Here is an 18,072-nt window from a genome sequence, read left to right on the forward strand (position 1 = left end):
ACTCATTCGCTCCCGCGGCTAGCGTCGGCGAGGGCGTTGGCGCCGCCGACGATCTCGCTGATTTCCTGGGTGATCTCGGCCTGACGGGCCGAGTTGGCAAGCCGCGTGAGCGACTTGATGAGCTCGCCGGCGTTGTCCGTCGCGCTCTTCATCGCGCGGCGGCGGGCGGCGTGCTCGGAAGCAGCCGACTGCAGCAGCGCGTTGTAGATCCTGCTCTCGACGTACCGCGGCAGCAGCGCGTCGAGCACGCCCTCCGCCGACGGTTCGAAGTCGTACAGCGGGAAGATCTCCGACTTGGCCGGCGTCTGGTCGCTGAGCTGGACCTCGTCCAGCTTCAGCGGCAGCAGCCGCGCCGCGACCGCGTCCTGCGTCAGCATGGACACGAACTCGGTCGAGACCACGTGGAGTTCGTCCACGCCGCCGGTCTCGGCCGCGAAGGCCTCGATCAGCTCGGCCGCCACCGTCTTCGCGTCGCCGTAGGTCGGCTTGTCCGAGAAGCCCGTCCACGAGTTCCCCACCGCCAGGTTGCGGAAGGTGTAGTACGACAGACCCTTCCGACCGACGATGTAGGTCACGACGTCCTTGCCCTCGCCGCGCAGGCGCTCGGTGAGCGTCAGCGAGGCCTTGATGGCGTTGGACGAGTAACCGCCGGCCAGGCCGCGGTCCGCCGTGATCAGCAGGACGGCCGCGCGCTCGGCGTTCGGGTTCTCGGTGGTGAGCGGGTGCTTGGCGTTGGACCGGGTGGCCACCGCCGTCACCGCCCGGGTGAGCTCATCGGCGTACGGAGCGGAGGCCGCCACCGCGCGCTGCGCCTTGCCGATGCGCGCCGCGGAGATCATCTCCATCGCCTTGGTGATCTTCTTCGTCGCGGTGACAGAGCGGATCCGGCGCTTGTAGACCCGAAGCTGTGCTCCCATGGGTCGTTACGTCCTTTCCCTCGCTACCGGACTCAGGCCTGCTCGGAGAGCAGCTTGCCGTCGGCGGTCTGGTAACCCTGCTTGAACGACTCGATCGCGCCGGTCAGGGCGTCGACGGTGCCGTCGGCCAGCAGGCCGGTCTCGACGATGCCGGCCAGCAGGTCCTTGTGCTGCAGGCGGACGAAGTCGAGGAACTCGCGCTCGAAGCGGCGGATCTCCGCGACCGGGACGTCGTCCAGCTTGCCGGTGGTGCCGGCCCAGATGGAGACGACCTGCTCCTCGACCGGGAACGGCTGGTACTGGCCCTGCTTCAGCAGCTCGACCATGCGCGCACCGCGCTCCAGCTGGGCCTTGGAGGCCGCGTCCAGGTCGGAGCCGAAGCCGGCGAAGGCCTCCAGCTCACGGTACTGGGCGAGGTCCAGGCGCAGACGGCCGGCGACCGAGCGCATGGCCTTGATCTGGGCGGAGCCACCGACGCGGGAGACCGAGATACCGACGTTCACGGCCGGGCGGATGCCGGCGTTGAACAGGTCGGACTCCAGGAAGCACTGGCCGTCGGTGATGGAGATGACGTTGGTCGGGATATACGCCGAGACGTCGTTGGCCTTGGTCTCGATGATCGGCAGACCGGTCATCGAGCCGCCGCCCAGGGCGTCGTTCAGCTTGGCGCAGCGCTCCAGCAGACGGGAGTGCAGGTAGAAGACGTCACCCGGGTAGGCCTCGCGGCCCGGCGGGCGGCGCAGCAGCAGGGAGACGGAGCGGTAGGCCTCGGCCTGCTTCGACAGGTCGTCGAAGATGATCAGGACGTGCTTGCCGTCGTACATCCACTCCTGGCCGATGGCCGAACCGGTGTACGGGGCGAGGTACTTGAAGCCGGCCGGGTCGGAGGCGGGAGCGGCCACGATGGTGGTGTACTCCAGCGCGCCGGCCTCCTCCAGGGCGCCGCGGACGGACGCGATGGTGGAGCCCTTCTGGCCCACGGCGACGTAGATGCAGCGGACCTGCTTCTCCGGGTCGCCCGAGCGCCAGTTGTCGCGCTGGTTGATGATCGTGTCGACGGCCACCGCGGTCTTGCCGGTCTGGCGGTCACCGATGATCAGCTGACGCTGGCCACGGCCGATCGGGGTCATCGCGTCGATGGCCTTGATGCCGGTCTGCAGCGGCTGCTTGACCGACTTGCGGGCCATGACGCCGGGGGCCTGCAGCTCAAGGGCGCGGCGGCCGGTGGCGGCGATGTCGCCCAGGCCGTCGATCGGGTTGCCCAGCGGGTCCACGACGCGGCCGAGGTAGCCGTCGCCGACCGGAACCGAGAGGACCTCGCCGGTGCGGCGCACGGTCTGGCCCTCTTCGATACCGCCGAACTCACCGAGGACGACGACACCGATCTCGCGGGTGTCGAGGTTCAGCGCGAGGCCGAGCGTGCCGTCCTCGAACTTCAGCAGCTCGTTCGCCATGACCGAGGGCAGGCCCTCGACATGCGCGATGCCGTCCGCCGCGTCAGTGACCGTACCGACCTCTTCCACAGAAGCGGCGTCCGGCTGGTACGACTGGACAAAGTCGGCCAGCGCGTCCCGGATCTCCTCCGGACGGATCGTAAGCTCCGCCATCAGGCTTCCCTGCTCTCCTAGTTTGCGATCCTCGGCCCGCCATTGAGGGCCGCAAGTACTCGACTCTCGGCCGGGTCGTATGAACCGGCCGTACGTTTTGCCGACTCCTTGGGGAGCCGGTTTCCCGACCGAGGGTCGGATGTGCTGCTGGTTTGCTCAGCCTTCGAGCGACTGGCGAGCGCCTTCGAGGCGGCTCGACACGGTGCCGTCGATGATCTCGTCGCCGATCTGCACCCGGACGCCGCCGACGACCTCGGGGTCGACGTCGATGTTCAGGTGGACCTGGCGGCCGTACATCCGGCCCAGAGCACCGGACAGGCGCTCCTTCTGGCTGTCCGACAGCGGCACCGCACTGGTGACCAGGGCCACCATGCGGCCGCGGCGCGCGGCGGCGAGCTTCGAGTAGGACTCGAGGCCCTGCTCCAGGCTACGGCCACGCGGCACGTTGACCAGGGCGGTGACCAGCCGGACGGTGCCGGCGTTGGCACGGCCGCCGAGCAGCTTGTTCACCAGCGCGGCCTTGGCCACGGCACCGGCCTTCGGCTCGGTCAGCGCGGCGCGCAGCTCGTGCGAGCCGCTCACCACCCGGCCGAAGCGGAACAGCTCGTCCTCGACGTCGTCCAGGGCGCCGGCCTTGTCCGCGGCGATGACCTCGGCGTACGCGGCCAGCTCCTCGGTCGCGTCCACCAGGTCGCGCGAGCCCGACCAGCGGGAGCGGACCAGGCCGGAGACCAGGTCGACGGTCTCGCCGGAGACCTGACCGGTCAGCAGCGAGGTGACCAGCTGGGCCTTGTCCTGACCCGACCGGGACGGGTCGGTCAGGACTCGGCGCAGCGACACCTCACGGTCCAGTACGGCCGTGACGGCGGCGAGCTCCTCGGCGAGCTTGGCCGCGTCCACCGAGGTGGAGTCGGTCAGGCTGTCGAGGTTCTGCCGACCGGCGGCGAGGGCCTCGCGGCTGGCGCCGATCACTTGGCCGCACCCTGAGCAACGGCGGCCTTGGCCTCCAGCTCGTCCAGGAACCGGTCGATGACGCCGCTCTGCCGGGCGGAGTCCTCCAGGGACTCGCCCACGATGCGGGAAGCCAGCTGGGTGGCCAGCGAACCCACGTCCTGACGCAGGGCGGCGGTCGCCTGCTTCTTGTCGGCCTCGATCTGGGCGTGCCCGGCGGCGACGATGGCCTCGCGCTGACGCTGGCCCTCCTCGCGCATCTCGGTGAGCTGGGCGGCACCCTGCTCGCGAGCCTGCTCGACGATGCGGGCGGCCTCGTGGCGCGCCTCGGCGAGCTCGGCACGGTACTGCTCAAGCACGGCCTGGGCCTCGGCCTGAGCGGCCTCGGCGCGCTCCATGCCGCCCTCGATGGCGTCCCGGCGCTCCGACAGCACCTTCTCGATGCTGGGGAGGAGCTTCTTGCCGAGCAGACCGAAGACGATGAAGAAGCAGAGCAGGCCGATGATGACCTCGGGCCACGCGGGGAGAAGAGGGTTCATCTTCTCCTCGGCCGCGAAGGCGACCACGGGGTTCATATCTGAACCTTTCGTCTGGGGGACTACCGGTGCGCCGGAATTACTTGCCGGTACCGAACACGAACGGCATGACGATGCCGATGAGCGCGAGCGCCTCGGTCAGCGCGAAGCCGATGAACATGTTGGAACGGATGAGACCGGCGGCCTCGGGCTGGCGGGCCATGGCCTGGACACCGTTACCGAAGATCAGACCGACGCCGATGCCGGGGCCGATGGCGGCAAGGCCGTAACCGACGGAAGCGATGGAACCGACGACGCCCTCAGCGATCATGGTCATTGCAGTTGTGTCCTTTGCAGGGGGTGGTGAACCGGTGGTGATTGGCCACCGGGCGATCCGGATGGTTCACGAGAGGCAGGGCCTCAGGCTCAGTGCGCCTCTTCCAGGGCACCGGCGATGTAGCTGCTGGCCAGCATCACGAAGATGTAGGCCTGCAGGAACTGGACCAGCAGCTCGAAGGCGGTCAGGCCGACGGCGACGATGAACGAGGCCGAGCCGTAGAGCGCGCCCAGGGTCGGGCTGAGCAGGTACCAGGAGGCGATGGAGAACATCACGATCAGCAGGTGGCCGGCGAACATGTTCGCGAAGGCTCGGACCGCGAGCGTGAAGGGGCGCACGAAGATGTTCGAGAAGAACTCGATCGGCACCAGGATGAACATGACCCAGCCGGGGATGCCCGACGGCCAGCAGAGGTTCTTCAGACCGCCGACGAAGCCGTGCTTCTTGAAGGTCAGCGTCATGTAGGTGATCCACACGACCGCCGCGAGGCCGGCCGGGAACGCGATCGCCGCCGTCACGGGGAACTGCGCGAACGGGATGATCGACATGATGTTCAGCAGCCACACGAAGAAGAACATCGAGACCAGCATCGGGACGTACTTCTCGCCCTTTTTGCCGATCGTCTCCAGCACGATGGACCGCTTGACGAAGTCGTAGCCGATCTCACCGACCAGCTGCAGCTTGCCCGGAACCAGGCGCGGCTTGGCGAAGGCGGCCCAGAAGAACACGACGACCAGCAGCGCGACGATGATCGACAGCAGCATCGGCTTGTTGAAGTCGATGCCGCCGACCGAGAAGATCGGCTTGAACTGGAACTCGTTCAGACCCGGGGCCGGGAAGCCGCAGCCAGCGTCCCCGAAGTGGCAACTGCCTGAGGCGAGGGACGTGAGTTCAGCACTCACCACGGACTCCTTCGTCGTGACGCATGGATACGGCAACCTCGGTGTGTCGGCGTGGCCTGCGACCACGGAGCGGCACTGGAACTTGATGGGTTTCTCGCCGACCCCGCGCGACGGCTCGCTGCGCGACTGCGGGATCATCGAAGACTGCGCGGGTCCGGGGGGCGATCGGTCCGCTATCCGGACAGACCTGGCCTCTTCCCGTACTCCGTTGTTGCGACGGACGATAGCAGGCCGTCAGTGCGGCATAAACACCGCCCCCCTCGTTGGGGGGACAGCCAGGCCTCGTCACTGTTGACGTCCCGAGTCGGAGGGCTTGTCGCCCTTCTTTTCCGAGGCGTCGGTGTCGACGTAGAAGGTCTTGGCCTTGAGTGCGCCGCGCACCTGGAAGGCGGTCCAGATCAGCGCGCAGCCCAGCAGGGTGAAGGCGAAGGCCTGCCGGTTGAACAGTTCGGTGTTCTTGAAGATCGCGAGCACGATGCCGACCAGCAGGATCTGCGTGGTGTACACCAACAGCCCTGCGGCCATCATCATTTGAGGGTTCGACCTGGTCAGCCGGTCGAGCGCGATCTGGCCGAAGCTGAAGAAGGCCATCACCAGCAGCGCGCCGAAGAAGGCGCCGAGCAGCCCCTTCCCACCGGCAACAGCGAACGAGATCGCCATGGCGATGATCCCGGCGACCGCAGTGGGAATCGCGGCGCCTCGGAGGATCCGGGCGTCGGTGGACGGCATGTCGGCAGCTCCGGCGGCATGTCGAGGTGGCGGGGGGACGGGCACAGATGGTGGCGGGGTGACACCGGACCGAGTGGCCGCCGCCGGGCCGCCCGCGAGGCGGGCCCGTCGAGGGAGACCGACCAGGGACGGAAGTCATCCACCTGTCAGGTCTTTCGGCGTGTTCTCGGTACTCGTGAACGGTATCACAAACTATTTGATGAGAGCTTTACCATGAATGTGTGGCTCCTGTCACACCGACGGAGCAGTGATTCCGCCGAACGAGTGAGCCCAGTTGGCGGGTCGTCAACATCCGTGTCACCGACGGCCGGTGGCCTTGCCGTGGCCGGAGGTCGCGGACGGGTCCCGGCCGGCTTCACCGAGAAGTTGCTTGTCCTTCGCCGACAGTTCGGCCATCGGTGCGGCGGACGACCGCCGCCGGTACCGCGGCGGGACGAAGGACTGCACCGCCCGGGGCGCCCGCGGCCGGAACCGCGGGGTCAGCAGCACCACCAGGCCGACCAGGCAGAGCCCGGCGAGGGTCAGCACCACCGCGCGGCCGGTGTTGGTCACCGAGAAGGCGACCGTGCCGAAGGCGATCAGCGCCGCCCAGAAGTACATGATCAGCACGGCCCGGCTGTGCGAGTGCCCGACCTGGAGCAGCCGGTGGTGCAGGTGGCGCTTGTCCGCGGCGAACGGGGACTGGCCGGCCCAGGTGCGGCGCACCACGGCGAGCAGCAGGTCGGCCAGCGGCAGCGCGATGACCGTCAGCGGCAGCAGCAGCGGGATGTAGATCGGCACCAGGGTGTGCACGGTGGCGGTCTGCGAACCGGTCTCGCTGTTGATCAGGTCCGGATCGACCCGGCCGGTGATCGAGATCGCGGCGACGGCCAGCATCAGCCCCAGCATCATCGAGCCGGAGTCGCCCATGAAGATCCGCGCGGGGTGCATGTTGTGCGCCAGGAAGCCGATGCACATGCCGATCAGCAGCACGCTGAACAGCACCGCGGGGGCCGCGTCGGTGATCGCGTAGCCGTACCAGAGCCGGTAGCTGTACAGGAAGAACGCCATCGCGGCGATGCAGACCATGCCGCCCGCCAGGCCGTCCAGGCCGTCGATGAAGTTCACCGCGTTGACCATGACGACGACCAGGGTGACCGAGATGACCATGCCCTGGGTCGGGCTCACCGCGACCGGGCCGACGCCGGGCACCGGGAGGGTGATCACCGTGACGCCCTGCCAGACCATCACACCGGCGGCGATCATCTGGCCGCCGAGCTTCACCAGGGCGTCCACGCCCCACTTGTCGTCCAGCACCCCGAGCAGGAACATGATCCCGGCGCCGGAGAGCAGCGCGCGGATGTCGCTGCCACCGTTGAACACCTTGCTCAGGTTGTCCAGTTGCGAGGCGACCAGGATGCCCGCGCACAGCCCGCCGAACATCGCGATGCCGCCGAGCCGCGGGGTGGGCTCGCGGTGAACGTCGCGGGCGCGGACCGGGGGCATCGCGCCGGCCGCGATGGCGAACTTCCGGACCGGTCCGGTCAGCAGGTAGGTGACGGCGGCGGTGCAGAACAGCACCAGCAGATACTCACGCACCACTGGCCTCCTGCATCACTGTCGAACGGGGAGGTACCGAAGGTACTCCCCTGCCTTCCCGGGGTTCGAGGTGCGTCGCCACGGCACACACCTTATTGAGTCGGACGCCCGGTGCGTGCATCGCGGTTCGCCCTCCCGGGTAGGAGAACCGAATACCTGTGGACGCCCGGCCCCCGGGCTCACCCCGCGAAGGCCGCCGCCAGCCCCCGGACCCGCTCCGCGACCGGCGCGGACGCCTCCCCGGCGAGCAGCCGGGCGATCAGTGCGGCGATCTCGGCCAGCTCCGCCCCGCCCATCCCCTGGCTGGTCACGGTGCCCGTGCCCAGCCTGATCCCGGAGGCCTCGGCGACCGGCGCCGGGTCGAACGGCAGCGCGCACTTGCCGAGCAGCAACCCGGCCGCCGCGCAGCGCCGTTCGGCCTCCGCGCCGGTCACGCCGAGCGGACTGACGTCGACGGTCACCAGGTGGGTGTCGGTACCGCCCGTCAGAGGGCGCATACCGGCCTCTGCGAGCCCCCTGGCGATCTCCTGCGCCCCGGACACCGTCCGCTGCGCGTACGCCCGGTAGGCGGGCGTCCCGGCCTCCGCCAGCGCCACCGCCTTGCCGGCCACCTCGTTCATCGCCGCCCCGCCCTGGCTGAACGGGAACACCGCCCGGTCGATCCGCTCGGCCAGCTCCGCGGTGCACAGCAGCAGGCCCCCGCGCGGACCGCGCAGCAGCTTGTGGGTGGCCGCCACCGTGACGTCCGCGTACGGCACCGGGGAGGGCGCCACTCCGGCCGCGACCAGGCCGGTGGTCTGCGCGACGGAGGCGATCAGATAGGCGTCCACCTCGTCCGCGATCTCCCGGAAGGCCGCCCAGTCCGGGTGCCGGGGGTGCGAGATCGACCCCGCCACGATGGCCTTCGGACGGTGCTGGTGGGCCAGGTCGCGCACCTGGTCGAGGTCGATCAGGCCGTCCGCCTCGCGCACGCCGTAGCCGGTGAAGTCGAACCAGCGGCCGGAGAAGTTGGCCCGCGAGCCGCAGCTGAGGTGGCCGCCGTGCTCCAGCGACATCGCCAGCACCCCGTCACCGGGCCGCAGCAGCGCCGCGTACGCCGCGAGCATCGCCGAAGTCGCCGATCTGGGCTGGACGTTGGCGTGCGAGGCGGCGAACAGCTCGCGCGCCCGGTCGATCGCCAGCAGCTCGGCGGCGTCCGCCAGCGCGCAGCCGGTGTGGTGCCGGCGGCCCGGGTAGCCCTCGGCGTACTTGTCGATCAGCGGGCCGGTCAGCGCCGCCAGGACGGCGGGGCTGGTGAGGTTCTCCCCCGCCAGCAGCTGGATCGTCTCGGCCCGCCGCTCGGCCTCGGCGGCCAGCAGGTCGGCGATCTGCGGATCAGCCCGGTGCAGCGCCTCGGACGCCCACGGGCGCCCCCTCGTCGCGGTCGAGCCGCTCGCGGCATCGGTGACGGTCATGGCAGGCTCCCGGGCGCTGCAGGGACGGTCCACCCAGGGTATGACCGGGCCGCACGCTCAGCACGGCGACGCAGGGCCGTTCGGCCCCGGGGCCCGCCCGAAAGGCCTCAGCGCGGCGCCGGGACGCCGGTGAGCGCGGTCACCACCGGGTCGACCGCGTGGAATATCTCCTCGCCGCAGTTGCGGAACATGCCGATCGGCGCCCCGTACGGGTCGTCCACCTCGTCGGACTCCGGGGTGGCGGCCAGCAGCCAGCCGCGCAGCGCGGCGGCGGCCCGGACCAGGGCGCGGGCCCGCTCGGTGACGTCGGCGCCGCGGCGCGGGTCCGGCAGGGTGCCCGGGTCGATCGTCCGCACCAGCCGGGTGAACTCCTTCATCGTGAAGGTGCGCAGGCCCGCCTCGTGGCCCATCGAGATCACCTGGGCGCGGTGGTCCAGGGTCGCGGTGAGCACCAGGTCGGCCTCGACCACGTGCTCGTCCAGCAGCTCCCGGCCGGTGAAGCCGCCGCTGTCGGCGCCGTACTCGTCGAGCACGGTCACGGCGTGGTCCTCCATCGGCGCGCCCACATGGCCCCAGGTGCCGGCGCTCTCCACCAGGATCCGCCCGGCCACCCGGGGGCTGAGCCGGGTGTCCAGCTCACGCCGGGTGAGCCGCTCGGCTATCGGCGAGCGGCAGATGTTCCCGGTGCAGACGAACAGGATCCGGAAGTGGTCCAGCGGCCTGGGACCCACGCTCAGGTACGGCGCTATGCCGGGCCCGTCATGGAGCGAGGCGATGGGTGTCAACTTCCGGCCTCCAGGTCGGGGACGACCTCCCTCAGCTGCTCGATGCTGATCGCGCCGGCCCGCAGCAGGACCGGGACCTTGCCGGTGACGTCGACGATGGACGAGGCGGTGGCGTGGTCGGCCTTCCCGCCGTCCAGGTAGACCGAGATCGCGTCGCCGAGCTGGGCCTGCGCCTCGTCGCAGGTCGCCGGGGACGGACCGCCGGTCTTGTTGGCACTGGAGACGGCCAGCGGGCCGGTGGCGTTCAGCAGCTCGATGGCGACCGGGTGCAGCGGCATCCGGACCGCGACGGTGCCGCGGGTCTCGCCGAGGTCCCAGCGCAGCGAGGGCTGGTGCTTGGCGACCAGGGTGAGACCGCCGGGCCAGAACGCGTCGACCAGCTCCCAGGCCTGCTCGGAGAAGTCGGTGACCAGGCCGTGCAGGGTGGTCGGCGAGCCGACCAGGACGGGCGAGGGCATGTTGCGGCCACGGCCCTTGGCGGCCAGCAGGTCACCGACGGCCTCCGGGGAGAAGGCGTCCGCGCCGACCCCGTAGAGGGTGTCGGTGGGCAGCACGACGAGTTCGCCGCGGCGGATGGCCGAGGCGGCCTCGCGCAGACCCGTTGCGCGGTCCCCGGCGTCGGCACAGTCGTAGCGGCGGCTCATCGGTGCGGTCCCCTTCCGGACAGGCTCATGACGTTCACGGCGGTCTTCACAGCGCGGCTTTACGGGCGGTCGTGCTGTGCTCGATGCTCACGACCCGACCCTCCGGGCGGTCGTGCTGTGCTCGATGTTCACGACCCGACCCTCCGGGCGGTCGTGCTGTGCTCGATGTTCACGACCCGACCCTCCGGGCGGTCGTGAAGCGCGGCCGGTTGTTCAGGTCGCGGTGGTCGGCGGTGTCCGTCCAGCCGCGTTCCTCGTTGAAGATCCACGGCACCTGGCCGCCCTGCTGGTCGGCGTGCTCGATCACCACCGCGCCGCCCGGGCGCAGCAGCCGGGCGGCCACCCGCTCGATGCCGCGGATGGTGTCCAGGCCGTCCTCGCCGGAGAACAGGGACATCTGCGGGTCGTGGTCGCGGGCCTCCGGCGCGACGTACTCCCACTCGGTGAGCGGGATGTACGGCGGGTTGGAGATCACCAGGTCGAAGCGGCCGTCCCAGGAGCGGTCGTCCTCGAAGGCCTTGGTGGCGTCCCCGGCGTGCAGGGTGACCCTGGCGCGGTCCGGGCTGGCCTCGATGTTGCGCCGGGTGTACTCCAGCGCGCCCTGGTCGAGTTCGAAGGCGTGCACGGTGGAGCGCGGCAGTTCCTGGGCCAGGGCGAGCGCGATGGCGCCCGAGCCGGAGCACAGGTCGACCACCAGCGGCTCGGCGACGTCCATGTCGCGCACCGCGTCTATCGCCCACTCGACGACCGTCTCGGTCTCCGGCCGGGGCACGAACACCCCGGGGCCGACCGCCAGTTCGAGGTAGCGGAAGAACGCCCGCCCGGTGATGTGCTGCAGCGGCTCGCGGGCCTCGCGGCGCGAGACCGCCTCCCAGTAGCGGGCGTCGAAGTCGGCGTCCTTCACCGTGTGCAGCTGGCTGCGCTTGACGTTGTGGACGTAGGCGGCGAGTTCCTCCGCGTCGAAGCGCGGCGACGGCACGCCGGCCGCGGCCAACCGCTGGGTGGCCTGGGCCACCTCGGCGAGCAGCAGGTTCATCCGTACGACCTCATGTTTCTGCGCTCCGGCTTCGGGCTTGCGTCGGGCTGGGGCGCGCCGGTCTCAGTTCTCTTGGGCCGCGGCGAGCTTGGCCGCCGCGTCCTTGTCGACGCAGGACTGGATCACCGCGTTCAGGTCGCCGTCCAGGACCTGGTCCAGGTTGTACGACTTGAACCCCGTGCGGTGGTCCGAGATGCGGTTCTCCGGGTAGTTGTACGTCCGGATCCGCTCGGAGCGGTCCACCGTACGGACCTGGCTGCGACGCGCGTCCGAGGCCTCCCGCTCGGCTTCCTCCTGCGCGGCGGCCAGCAGCCGCGAACGCAGGATGCGCATCGCCTGCTCCTTGTTCTGCAGCTGGCTCTTCTCGTTCTGGCAGGACGCCACGATACCGGTCGGCAGGTGGGTGATCCGGACCGCGGAGTCGGTGGTGTTGACCGACTGGCCGCCGGGGCCGGAGGACCGGTAGACGTCGATCCGCAGGTCGTTGGCGACGATCTCGACCTCGACCTCCTCCGCCTCGGGGGTGACCAGCACGCCCGCCGCGGAGGTGTGGATGCGGCCCTGCGACTCGGTGGCGGGGACGCGCTGCACGCGGTGCACGCCGCCCTCGTACTTCAGCCGGGCCCAGACGCCCTGGCCGGGCTCGGCGTTGCCCTTGGTCTTCACGGCCACCGAGACGTCCTTGTAGCCGCCGAGGTCGGACTCGTTGGAGTCGATGAGCTCGGTCTTCCAGCCGACCCGCTCGGCGAAGCGCAGGTACATCCGGAGCAGGTCGCCGGCGAACAGCGCGGACTCCTCGCCGCCCTCGCCCGCCTTGATCTCCAGGATGACGTCCTTGTCGTCGCTCGGGTCGCGCGGGACGAGCAGCAGGCGCAGTTCCTCGGTCAGCTCGTCGCGGCGCGCCTCGGAGTCCTTCACCTCGGAGAGGAACTCCGGGTCCTCGGCGGCGAGTTCGCGCGCGGCCTCGATGTCCTCGCCGGCCTGCCGCCACTGCCGGTAGACCCGGGTGATCGGGGTCAGCTCGGCGTACCGCTTGGCCAGCTTGCGGGCGTTGTTCTGGTCCGCGTGGACCGACGGGTCGGCCAGCCTCGTTTCGAGGTCGGCGTGCTCGACGAGGAGCTCTTCGACTGCCTCGAACATGGGGTGGCCTTCTTCCCGGGGGCTCGGAACGTGTGGGGGTTCGGAACGGGTGGAACTGCGGAACGCGCGCTGGGACGCGAACGGCGCCGGTCCCCTGCGCCCCCGACAACGAGTACGGGGGCACCGGGAACCGGCGCCGAGGGAGCGCTAGGCCTTCGCGCTGTGCTGCTTGCCGAAGCGGGCCTCGAAGCGGGCCACGCGGCCACCGGTGTCGAGGATCTTCTGCTTGCCGGTGTAGAACGGGTGGCACTGCGAGCAGACCTCGGCGCGGATCTCGCCACTGGTCTCGGTCGAGCGGGTGGTGAACTCGGCGCCGCAGGTGCAGGTCACGCGGGTGACCACGTACTCCGGGTGAACGTTGGACTTCAAGGGGTTCTCCTAGTTTTCGGGAGGGCACCGGGTCGGCGGCTGGGAGTGCCGCACGTGAACCGGGACCGACGTACCAGTCTGCCAGGACCGGCCGCATCTTCCCAAACCGGGGCCCACCGCGGCTTATTCCGGGGGACATTCCGGATACTTCCGGCGGGCCCCGTCAGCGCCGCGCGGTGGCCGTCGCGGTGGACTTCGCGGCGGGTTTCGGGGCGACCTTCGGGACGGCCGCCGGGGAGGCCGTGGGGGCCGCCTGGGCGGGGTTCTCGGGCTGGGCCGAGACGACCGCCTGCGGGATCGGCTGGTCGGCCTTGAGCGCCCCCCAGAGGTTCCCGGCCTGCGGCTGCTGCTCGACCACCCGGTTGGGGTCACTGGGGGCGGTCACCACCGGCAGGGTGACCATGGTCAGCTGGTCCGGTCCGATCCCCTTGAGCTCCTGGACGAGCCCCACCAGCGAGTTCACCGAGCCGAGCACCGAGTCGGTGGTGATGCTCTTGGTCATGGTGTCGCCGATCGACCACAGCTTGACCGGGTTGGAGAACAGCCCGATCCCGCCGGCCTGCTGGAGCAGCGACTTGACCATCTGCTTCTGCAGCTCGATCCGGCCGAGGTCGCTGCCGTCGCCGACGCCGTGCCGGGTGCGCACGAAGGCCAGCGCCTGCTGGCCGTCGAGGTGGTGCCGGCCGGCCGGCAGGTCGAGCCCGCTGTCCTTGTCGTGGATGGCCACCGTGGTGTCCACGGTGGCCCCGCCTATCGCGTCCACGACCCGGGCGAAGCCGGCGAAGTCCACCTGGAGGTAGTGGTCCATCCGCAGCCCGGTGAGCTGCTCGGTGGTCTTGACCGCGCAGGCCGCGCCGCCGGACTCGAAGGCGCTGTTGTACATCGCGCGCTTGAGCGCCGGGACGGCCTTGCCGCCGGCGTCGGTGCACTGCGGGCGGTCGACCAGGGTGTCGCGCGGGATCGAGACGACCGAGGCCCGCGAGTGGTCCTGGCTGATGTGCACCACCATCGCGGTGTCGGAGCGGGCGGAGTCACCGGTGTCCCCGCCGGCCAGGTCGCCGTTCTCGCCGACCCGGGAGTCGGAGCCCAGCACCAGGATGTTGAAGGAGCCGTCGGTGGCGGCCGGGGGCCGGGCGTCACCGAGGCGGGAGTCGATGTCGACGCTCTTGATGTTGCCGTTGAGCTTCAGGTACGCGTAGGCACCCGCCCCGCCGCCGGCGACGACGAGCGCGGCGACCGCGCAGGCGGACCACCGCAGGACCTTGCGGCGGCGACTCGGGACCCTCTTGTGCTCGGCCATACGGTCCAGAGTAAAACGGACAAGAAGATCAAATAGTCCCAAGCTGTCCCAACTCTGGAACAAAGCGGCCGCGGACGCGCGGAACCCCGGACCGCTCGCGCGATCCGGGGTTCCGTGGTCCGTCGGCCGTCCGGCTACCGTCAGTCGTTGGAGCCGGGGGTGGTCTTGGCGATCTGCATCAGGAACTCGGCGTTGCTCTTGGTCTGCTTCATCTTGTCCAGGAGCAGCTCGATCGCCTGCTGCGAGTCGAGCGCGTGCAGCACCCGGCGCAGCTTCCAGACGATGGCCAACTCCTCGCTGCCGAGCAGGATCTCCTCCTTGCGGGTGCTGGAGGCGTCCACGTCGACGGCCGGGAAGATGCGCTTGTCCGAGAGCTTCCGGTCGAGCTTGAGCTCCATGTTGCCGGTGCCCTTGAACTCCTCGAAGATCACCTCGTCCATGCGCGAGCCGGTCTCGACCAGCGCGGTGGCCAGGATGGTCAGCGAGCCGCCGTTCTCGATGTTGCGCGCGGCACCGAAGAACTTCTTCGGCGGGTACAGCGCGGTCGAGTCGACACCACCGGACAGGATGCGGCCGGAGGCCGGCGCCGCCAGGTTGTAGGCGCGGCCCAGGCGGGTGATCGAGTCCAGCAGGATGACCACGTCGTGGCCCAGCTCCACCAGGCGCTTGGCGCGCTCGATGGCCAGCTCGGCGACGGTGGTGTGGTCCTCGGCCGGGCGGTCGAAGGTCGAGGAGATGACCTCGCCCTTCACCGACCGCTGCATGTCGGTGACCTCTTCCGGACGCTCGTCGACCAGGACGACCATCAGGTGGCACTCGGGGTTGTTGTGGGTGATCGCGTTGGCGACCGCCTGCAGCACCATGGTCTTGCCGGTCTTCGGCGGCGCGACGATCAGACCGCGCTGGCCCTTGCCGATCGGCGACACCAGGTCGATGATCCGGGTGGTCAGCACGCCCGGGTCGGTCTCCAGGCGCAGCCGGTCCTGCGGGTACAGCGGGGTGAGCTTGTTGAACTCGGGGCGGCCGCGGCCGGTCTCCGGGTCCATGCCGTTGACGGAGTCCAGCCGCACCATGGCGTTGAACTTCTCGCGGCGCTCGCCCTCGCGCGGCTGGCGCACCGCACCGGTGATGGCGTCACCCTTGCGCAGGCCGTTCTTGCGGACCTGGGCGAGCGAGACGTAGACGTCGTTCTGGCCCGGCAGGTAGCCGGAGGTGCGGACGAACGCGTAGTTGTCGAGGATGTCGAGGATGCCCGCGACCGGGATCAGGACGTCGTCCTCGCCGATCTGCGTCTCGACCGGGCCGGCCTCGAAGCCCTCGCGGCCGCGACGGCCCCGGCGGTCGCGGTACCGGCCGCGACGGCCCCGACGGCCCTCGCCGAACTCGTCGTCGTCGTAGCCGCCCTGCTGGGCCTGCGGCTGCTGGGCCTGCTGGGACTGCTGGGCCTGGCCGCCCTCGCGGCGCGGCTGGCTCTCGCCCTGGCCCTGCTGCTGACCCTGCTGGCCGCCCTGGCGGTCGGTCCGCTCGCGGCGGTTGCGGCGGTCGCGGCGCGACTCGCGGCCGTCGGCGTCCTGCCCGGCCTGGGCCTCGCCGGCGTCCTGACGCTCGGTGCGCTCGCCGCCGTCACGGCGGTCGCGGCGCTCGCGGCGGTCGCGGCGGGTCTCGCGGCTCTCCTCCCGGCCCTCGAAGGCGCGGGTCTCGGCCGGACGGTCGGCCTGCTTGGGCTCGGCCACCGCGACGGTGGCGGCCTCGGCGGGGGCCTCGGCGGCCGCGACCGGGGCGGTGGGGGCGCCGGCGGCCGAGGTGGCGCGGCGGCGGGTGCGCTCGGCACGGGCCGGCGCGGCGGTCTCGGCGGCGGCCTGGACCGGGATCTCGATCTGGGCCTGCGGCTCGGCGGCCGGGGCCGCGGCAGCGGCGGCGGCGGCCTTGGTGCGGCGGGCCGGCTTCTCGGCCGGGGCCTCGGCGTCCGCCTTGGCGGCGGTGCGCTTGGCGGCCGGGGCGCCACCGGCGGCGAGCAGCGGGTCCCCGCCGCTCTTCTCCTTGATGGTCTCGATCAGCTGGCTCTTGCGCATGCGTCCGGTACCGGTGATGCCCAGGTCCGCGGCGAGCTTCTGCAGCTCGGCGAGGACCATGCCGTCCAGGCCCGCGGCGGCACTGCGGCGGCGGCGGGCCGGGGCAGCGGGGGCGGCGGCTGCGTCCGACGCCTCGGCGTCCGGGCGCGCGCCCATCAGATCGGTGGAGTCGCTCACTAAGGGTCCTTCCCTGGAGCGGACGTCGGCCTGTCTGGCTCGGCGACCGGTTGTGCTGTCCTGACCAACGCTCGACTGCGTCGGTCCGAGGCGGTGATCCCTCGAATGGCGGGAGCCCGTCGAGGGAGAGCTGCGAGGTGCGGTGCATGAAGCACGGTGGTGCTGAGGTGGCGCGGTGGGCGGCCGTGTATCGGCCTCCCCAGAGGGCGTTGCCCCCACGCTGCCTGCGAATCCCGGGCCCCCGTCGCGTGACGGTGGCCCGCGCTCCGCCCGTCCTGTGCCTCCAGGTGGGAGGCCGCGGGTGGGAGTCAGGTGCCGTCACGGCTTCGGGATGCGGCCGCGTGTCGCGCAGGCAGGCTGCGTACGCGCTGCGGTGGGCTCCCGGAGAATCGTCGCCCCGGACATCGCGGCGGCTCCACGGCAGTGGAGTGCTGGGATCGGGACGCGGCGCACCGAGCCCCGGAGGGCACCTGGTGCAGCAATGAGGTTAACACTACCGACCCCCTCAGACATTCCCCGACCTCGGGCTTGCCAATCGTGTCCGGACGACCCGGCTCGACGCCGGGCCGAACCCGCAGCTCAGACGTCCAGCGGGAGCACGGTGGCCCCGGTCCGGTCGACGCCGAGGCGGTGCGCGGCGAACGCCGGATCGCCGCCGTGGCCGTGGTGCCCGGCGAAGGAGAGCACCTTGTCGACGCCCGCCTCGTCGGTGAGCGCCAGCACGGTCGGGCCGGCGCCGGAGATGACCGCGGGGACGCCCTCCGCGCGCAGCACGCCGACCAGCGCGGCGCTGTCCGGCATGGCGGAGGCGCGGTAGTCCTGGTGCAGCCGGTCCTCGGTGGCGGCGAGGAGCAGCTCGGGCCGCCGGGTCAACGCCTCCACCAGCAGCGCGGAACGGCCCGCGTTGACGGCGGCGTCGGCCAGCGGGACGGTCTTCGGCAGCAGGCCGCGGGCGGTCTCGGTGAGCACCTCGCCGGCCGGGACGAACACGACCGGGACGACCTGCTCGGAGGGCTCCAGGGCGACCGCCTTGGCCGACTCCTCGTCGGTCCAGGCGATGGTGAAGTTGCCGCGCAGGCAGGCCGCGACGTTGTCGGGGTGGCCCTCCAGCTCGGAGGCGAGGGCCAGCAGCGCGTCGTCGTCCAGCGCGGACGGGCCGCCGATGGTGACGGCGCGGGCGGCCACGATGCCGGCGCAGATGGCGGCCGAGGAGGAGCCCAGGCCGCGGCCGTGCGGTATCCGGTTGGCGCAGACCACTTCGAGGCCGCGCGGCTGGCCGCCGAGCCGGTCGAAGGCGGCCCGCATCGAGCGGACCAGCAGGTGGCGCTCGTCCCGGGGCAGCGTCCCGGCGCCCTCGCCGGCGATGTCGACGGCGAGGCCGGAGTCGGAGACCCGGACGACCACGTCGTCGTACAGACCCAGCGCGAGCCCGAAGGCGTCGAAGCCCGGGCCGAGATTGGCGCTGGTCGCGGGAACCCTGACCCGGACGGCGGCGGCACGGAACGCAGGACCGGCCATGCGGTGGACTCTCCTGGGGAAATCGGGCGGCGCGGAGCGCG

At 71.0% G+C, this 18,072-nt stretch carries 17 protein-coding genes; all 17 read right to left on the bottom strand.

The annotated features are described in order from the left end of the window. Nucleotides 1-2: 2 nt before the first annotated feature. The gene (locus tag ACZ47G_RS08270; RefSeq protein WP_465740660.1) at nt 3-917 is read right to left on the bottom strand and encodes a F0F1 ATP synthase subunit gamma; all 915 of its coding nucleotides are present in this window, start codon (nt 915-917) and stop codon (nt 3-5) included. A gap of 32 nt (nt 918-949) precedes the next feature. Beyond that, nucleotides 950-2,524 (bottom strand): F0F1 ATP synthase subunit alpha, encoded by a 1,575-nt coding sequence (gene atpA, locus ACZ47G_RS08275; protein WP_465740661.1) that lies wholly within the window; start codon nt 2,522-2,524, stop codon nt 950-952. Nucleotides 2,525-2,680: 156 nt separating this feature from the next. Next, on the bottom strand, nt 2,681-3,496 hold the full coding sequence (locus tag ACZ47G_RS08280) for a F0F1 ATP synthase subunit delta (protein ID WP_465740662.1): 816 nt from the start codon (nt 3,494-3,496) through the stop codon (nt 2,681-2,683). Next, the gene (locus ACZ47G_RS08285) at nt 3,493-4,050 is read right to left on the bottom strand and encodes a F0F1 ATP synthase subunit B (protein ID WP_188302976.1); all 558 of its coding nucleotides are present in this window, start codon (nt 4,048-4,050) and stop codon (nt 3,493-3,495) included. The genes ACZ47G_RS08280 and ACZ47G_RS08285 overlap by 4 nt, the downstream gene beginning before the upstream one ends. A 40-nt stretch (nt 4,051-4,090) precedes the next feature. Further along, on the bottom strand, nt 4,091-4,327 hold the full coding sequence (gene atpE / locus ACZ47G_RS08290) for an ATP synthase F0 subunit C (RefSeq protein ID WP_097236234.1): 237 nt from the start codon (nt 4,325-4,327) through the stop codon (nt 4,091-4,093). Nucleotides 4,328-4,416: 89 nt separating this feature from the next. Beyond that, nucleotides 4,417-5,229: a F0F1 ATP synthase subunit A gene (gene atpB, locus ACZ47G_RS08295; RefSeq protein ID WP_380452903.1), complete on the bottom strand. Its 813-nt coding sequence runs from the start codon at nt 5,227-5,229 to the stop codon at nt 4,417-4,419. Nucleotides 5,230-5,514: 285 nt separating this feature from the next. Beyond that, entirely contained in the window at nt 5,515-5,958 is a 444-nt protein-coding gene (locus tag ACZ47G_RS08300; protein ID WP_465740663.1) for a hypothetical protein, read from the bottom strand. Nucleotides 5,959-6,255: 297 nt separating this feature from the next. Beyond that, nucleotides 6,256-7,536: an MraY family glycosyltransferase gene (locus tag ACZ47G_RS08305; RefSeq protein WP_465740664.1), complete on the bottom strand. Its 1,281-nt coding sequence runs from the start codon at nt 7,534-7,536 to the stop codon at nt 6,256-6,258. A gap of 179 nt (nt 7,537-7,715) precedes the next feature. Then, complete coding sequence (locus tag ACZ47G_RS08310) at nt 7,716-8,990, bottom strand: serine hydroxymethyltransferase (RefSeq protein WP_465740665.1); 1,275 nt, start codon at nt 8,988-8,990, stop codon at nt 7,716-7,718. Nucleotides 8,991-9,097: 107 nt separating this feature from the next. Beyond that, complete coding sequence (locus ACZ47G_RS08315) at nt 9,098-9,739, bottom strand: arsenate reductase/protein-tyrosine-phosphatase family protein (protein ID WP_380452987.1); 642 nt, start codon at nt 9,737-9,739, stop codon at nt 9,098-9,100. A 32-nt stretch (nt 9,740-9,771) separates the two neighbouring features. Further along, the gene (locus tag ACZ47G_RS08320; protein ID WP_380452896.1) at nt 9,772-10,419 is read right to left on the bottom strand and encodes an L-threonylcarbamoyladenylate synthase; all 648 of its coding nucleotides are present in this window, start codon (nt 10,417-10,419) and stop codon (nt 9,772-9,774) included. Nucleotides 10,420-10,588: 169 nt separating this feature from the next. Next, complete coding sequence (gene prmC / locus ACZ47G_RS08325) at nt 10,589-11,455, bottom strand: peptide chain release factor N(5)-glutamine methyltransferase (protein WP_380452894.1); 867 nt, start codon at nt 11,453-11,455, stop codon at nt 10,589-10,591. Nucleotides 11,456-11,518: 63 nt separating this feature from the next. Beyond that, the gene (prfA, locus tag ACZ47G_RS08330) at nt 11,519-12,595 is read right to left on the bottom strand and encodes a peptide chain release factor 1 (protein WP_380452892.1); all 1,077 of its coding nucleotides are present in this window, start codon (nt 12,593-12,595) and stop codon (nt 11,519-11,521) included. A gap of 147 nt (nt 12,596-12,742) precedes the next feature. Beyond that, nucleotides 12,743-12,964, bottom strand: coding sequence for a 50S ribosomal protein L31 (rpmE, locus tag ACZ47G_RS08335; protein ID WP_030235761.1), 222 nt, complete (start codon nt 12,962-12,964; stop codon nt 12,743-12,745). A gap of 163 nt (nt 12,965-13,127) precedes the next feature. Further along, entirely contained in the window at nt 13,128-14,264 is a 1,137-nt protein-coding gene (locus ACZ47G_RS08340) for an LCP family protein (RefSeq protein ID WP_465740666.1), read from the bottom strand. Between the two features lie 140 nt (nt 14,265-14,404). After that, nucleotides 14,405-16,513: a transcription termination factor Rho gene (rho, locus tag ACZ47G_RS08345; protein ID WP_465740667.1), complete on the bottom strand. Its 2,109-nt coding sequence runs from the start codon at nt 16,511-16,513 to the stop codon at nt 14,405-14,407. Nucleotides 16,514-17,092: 579 nt separating this feature from the next. Next, the gene (thrB, locus tag ACZ47G_RS08350; RefSeq protein WP_465740668.1) at nt 17,093-18,031 is read right to left on the bottom strand and encodes a homoserine kinase; all 939 of its coding nucleotides are present in this window, start codon (nt 18,029-18,031) and stop codon (nt 17,093-17,095) included. Nucleotides 18,032-18,072 lie beyond the last annotated feature (41 nt).

It is taken from the genome of Kitasatospora sp. NPDC030952, from assembly GCF_055571335.1.

Excerpts from the sequence above, each read along its gene's own strand:
- ACZ47G_RS08270 (WP_465740660.1), bottom strand. The coding sequence starts at position 917 with ATGGGAGCACAGCTTCGGGTCTACAAGCGCCGGATCCGCTCTGTCACC.
- atpA (WP_465740661.1), bottom strand. The coding sequence starts at position 2,524 with ATGGCGGAGCTTACGATCCGTCCGGAGGAGATCCGGGACGCGCTGGCC.
- ACZ47G_RS08285 (WP_188302976.1), bottom strand. The coding sequence starts at position 4,050 with ATGAACCCCGTGGTCGCCTTCGCGGCCGAGGAGAAGATGAACCCTCTT.
- atpE (WP_097236234.1), bottom strand. The coding sequence starts at position 4,327 with ATGACCATGATCGCTGAGGGCGTCGTCGGTTCCATCGCTTCCGTCGGT.
- ACZ47G_RS08300 (WP_465740663.1), bottom strand. The coding sequence starts at position 5,958 with ATGCCGTCCACCGACGCCCGGATCCTCCGAGGCGCCGCGATTCCCACT.
- ACZ47G_RS08310 (WP_465740665.1), bottom strand. The coding sequence starts at position 8,990 with ATGACCGTCACCGATGCCGCGAGCGGCTCGACCGCGACGAGGGGGCGC.
- ACZ47G_RS08320 (WP_380452896.1), bottom strand. The coding sequence starts at position 10,419 with ATGAGCCGCCGCTACGACTGTGCCGACGCCGGGGACCGCGCAACGGGT.
- prmC (WP_380452894.1), bottom strand. The coding sequence starts at position 11,455 with ATGAACCTGCTGCTCGCCGAGGTGGCCCAGGCCACCCAGCGGTTGGCC.
- prfA (WP_380452892.1), bottom strand. The coding sequence starts at position 12,595 with ATGTTCGAGGCAGTCGAAGAGCTCCTCGTCGAGCACGCCGACCTCGAA.
- ACZ47G_RS08340 (WP_465740666.1), bottom strand. The coding sequence starts at position 14,264 with ATGGCCGAGCACAAGAGGGTCCCGAGTCGCCGCCGCAAGGTCCTGCGG.
- thrB (WP_465740668.1), bottom strand. The coding sequence starts at position 18,031 with ATGGCCGGTCCTGCGTTCCGTGCCGCCGCCGTCCGGGTCAGGGTTCCC.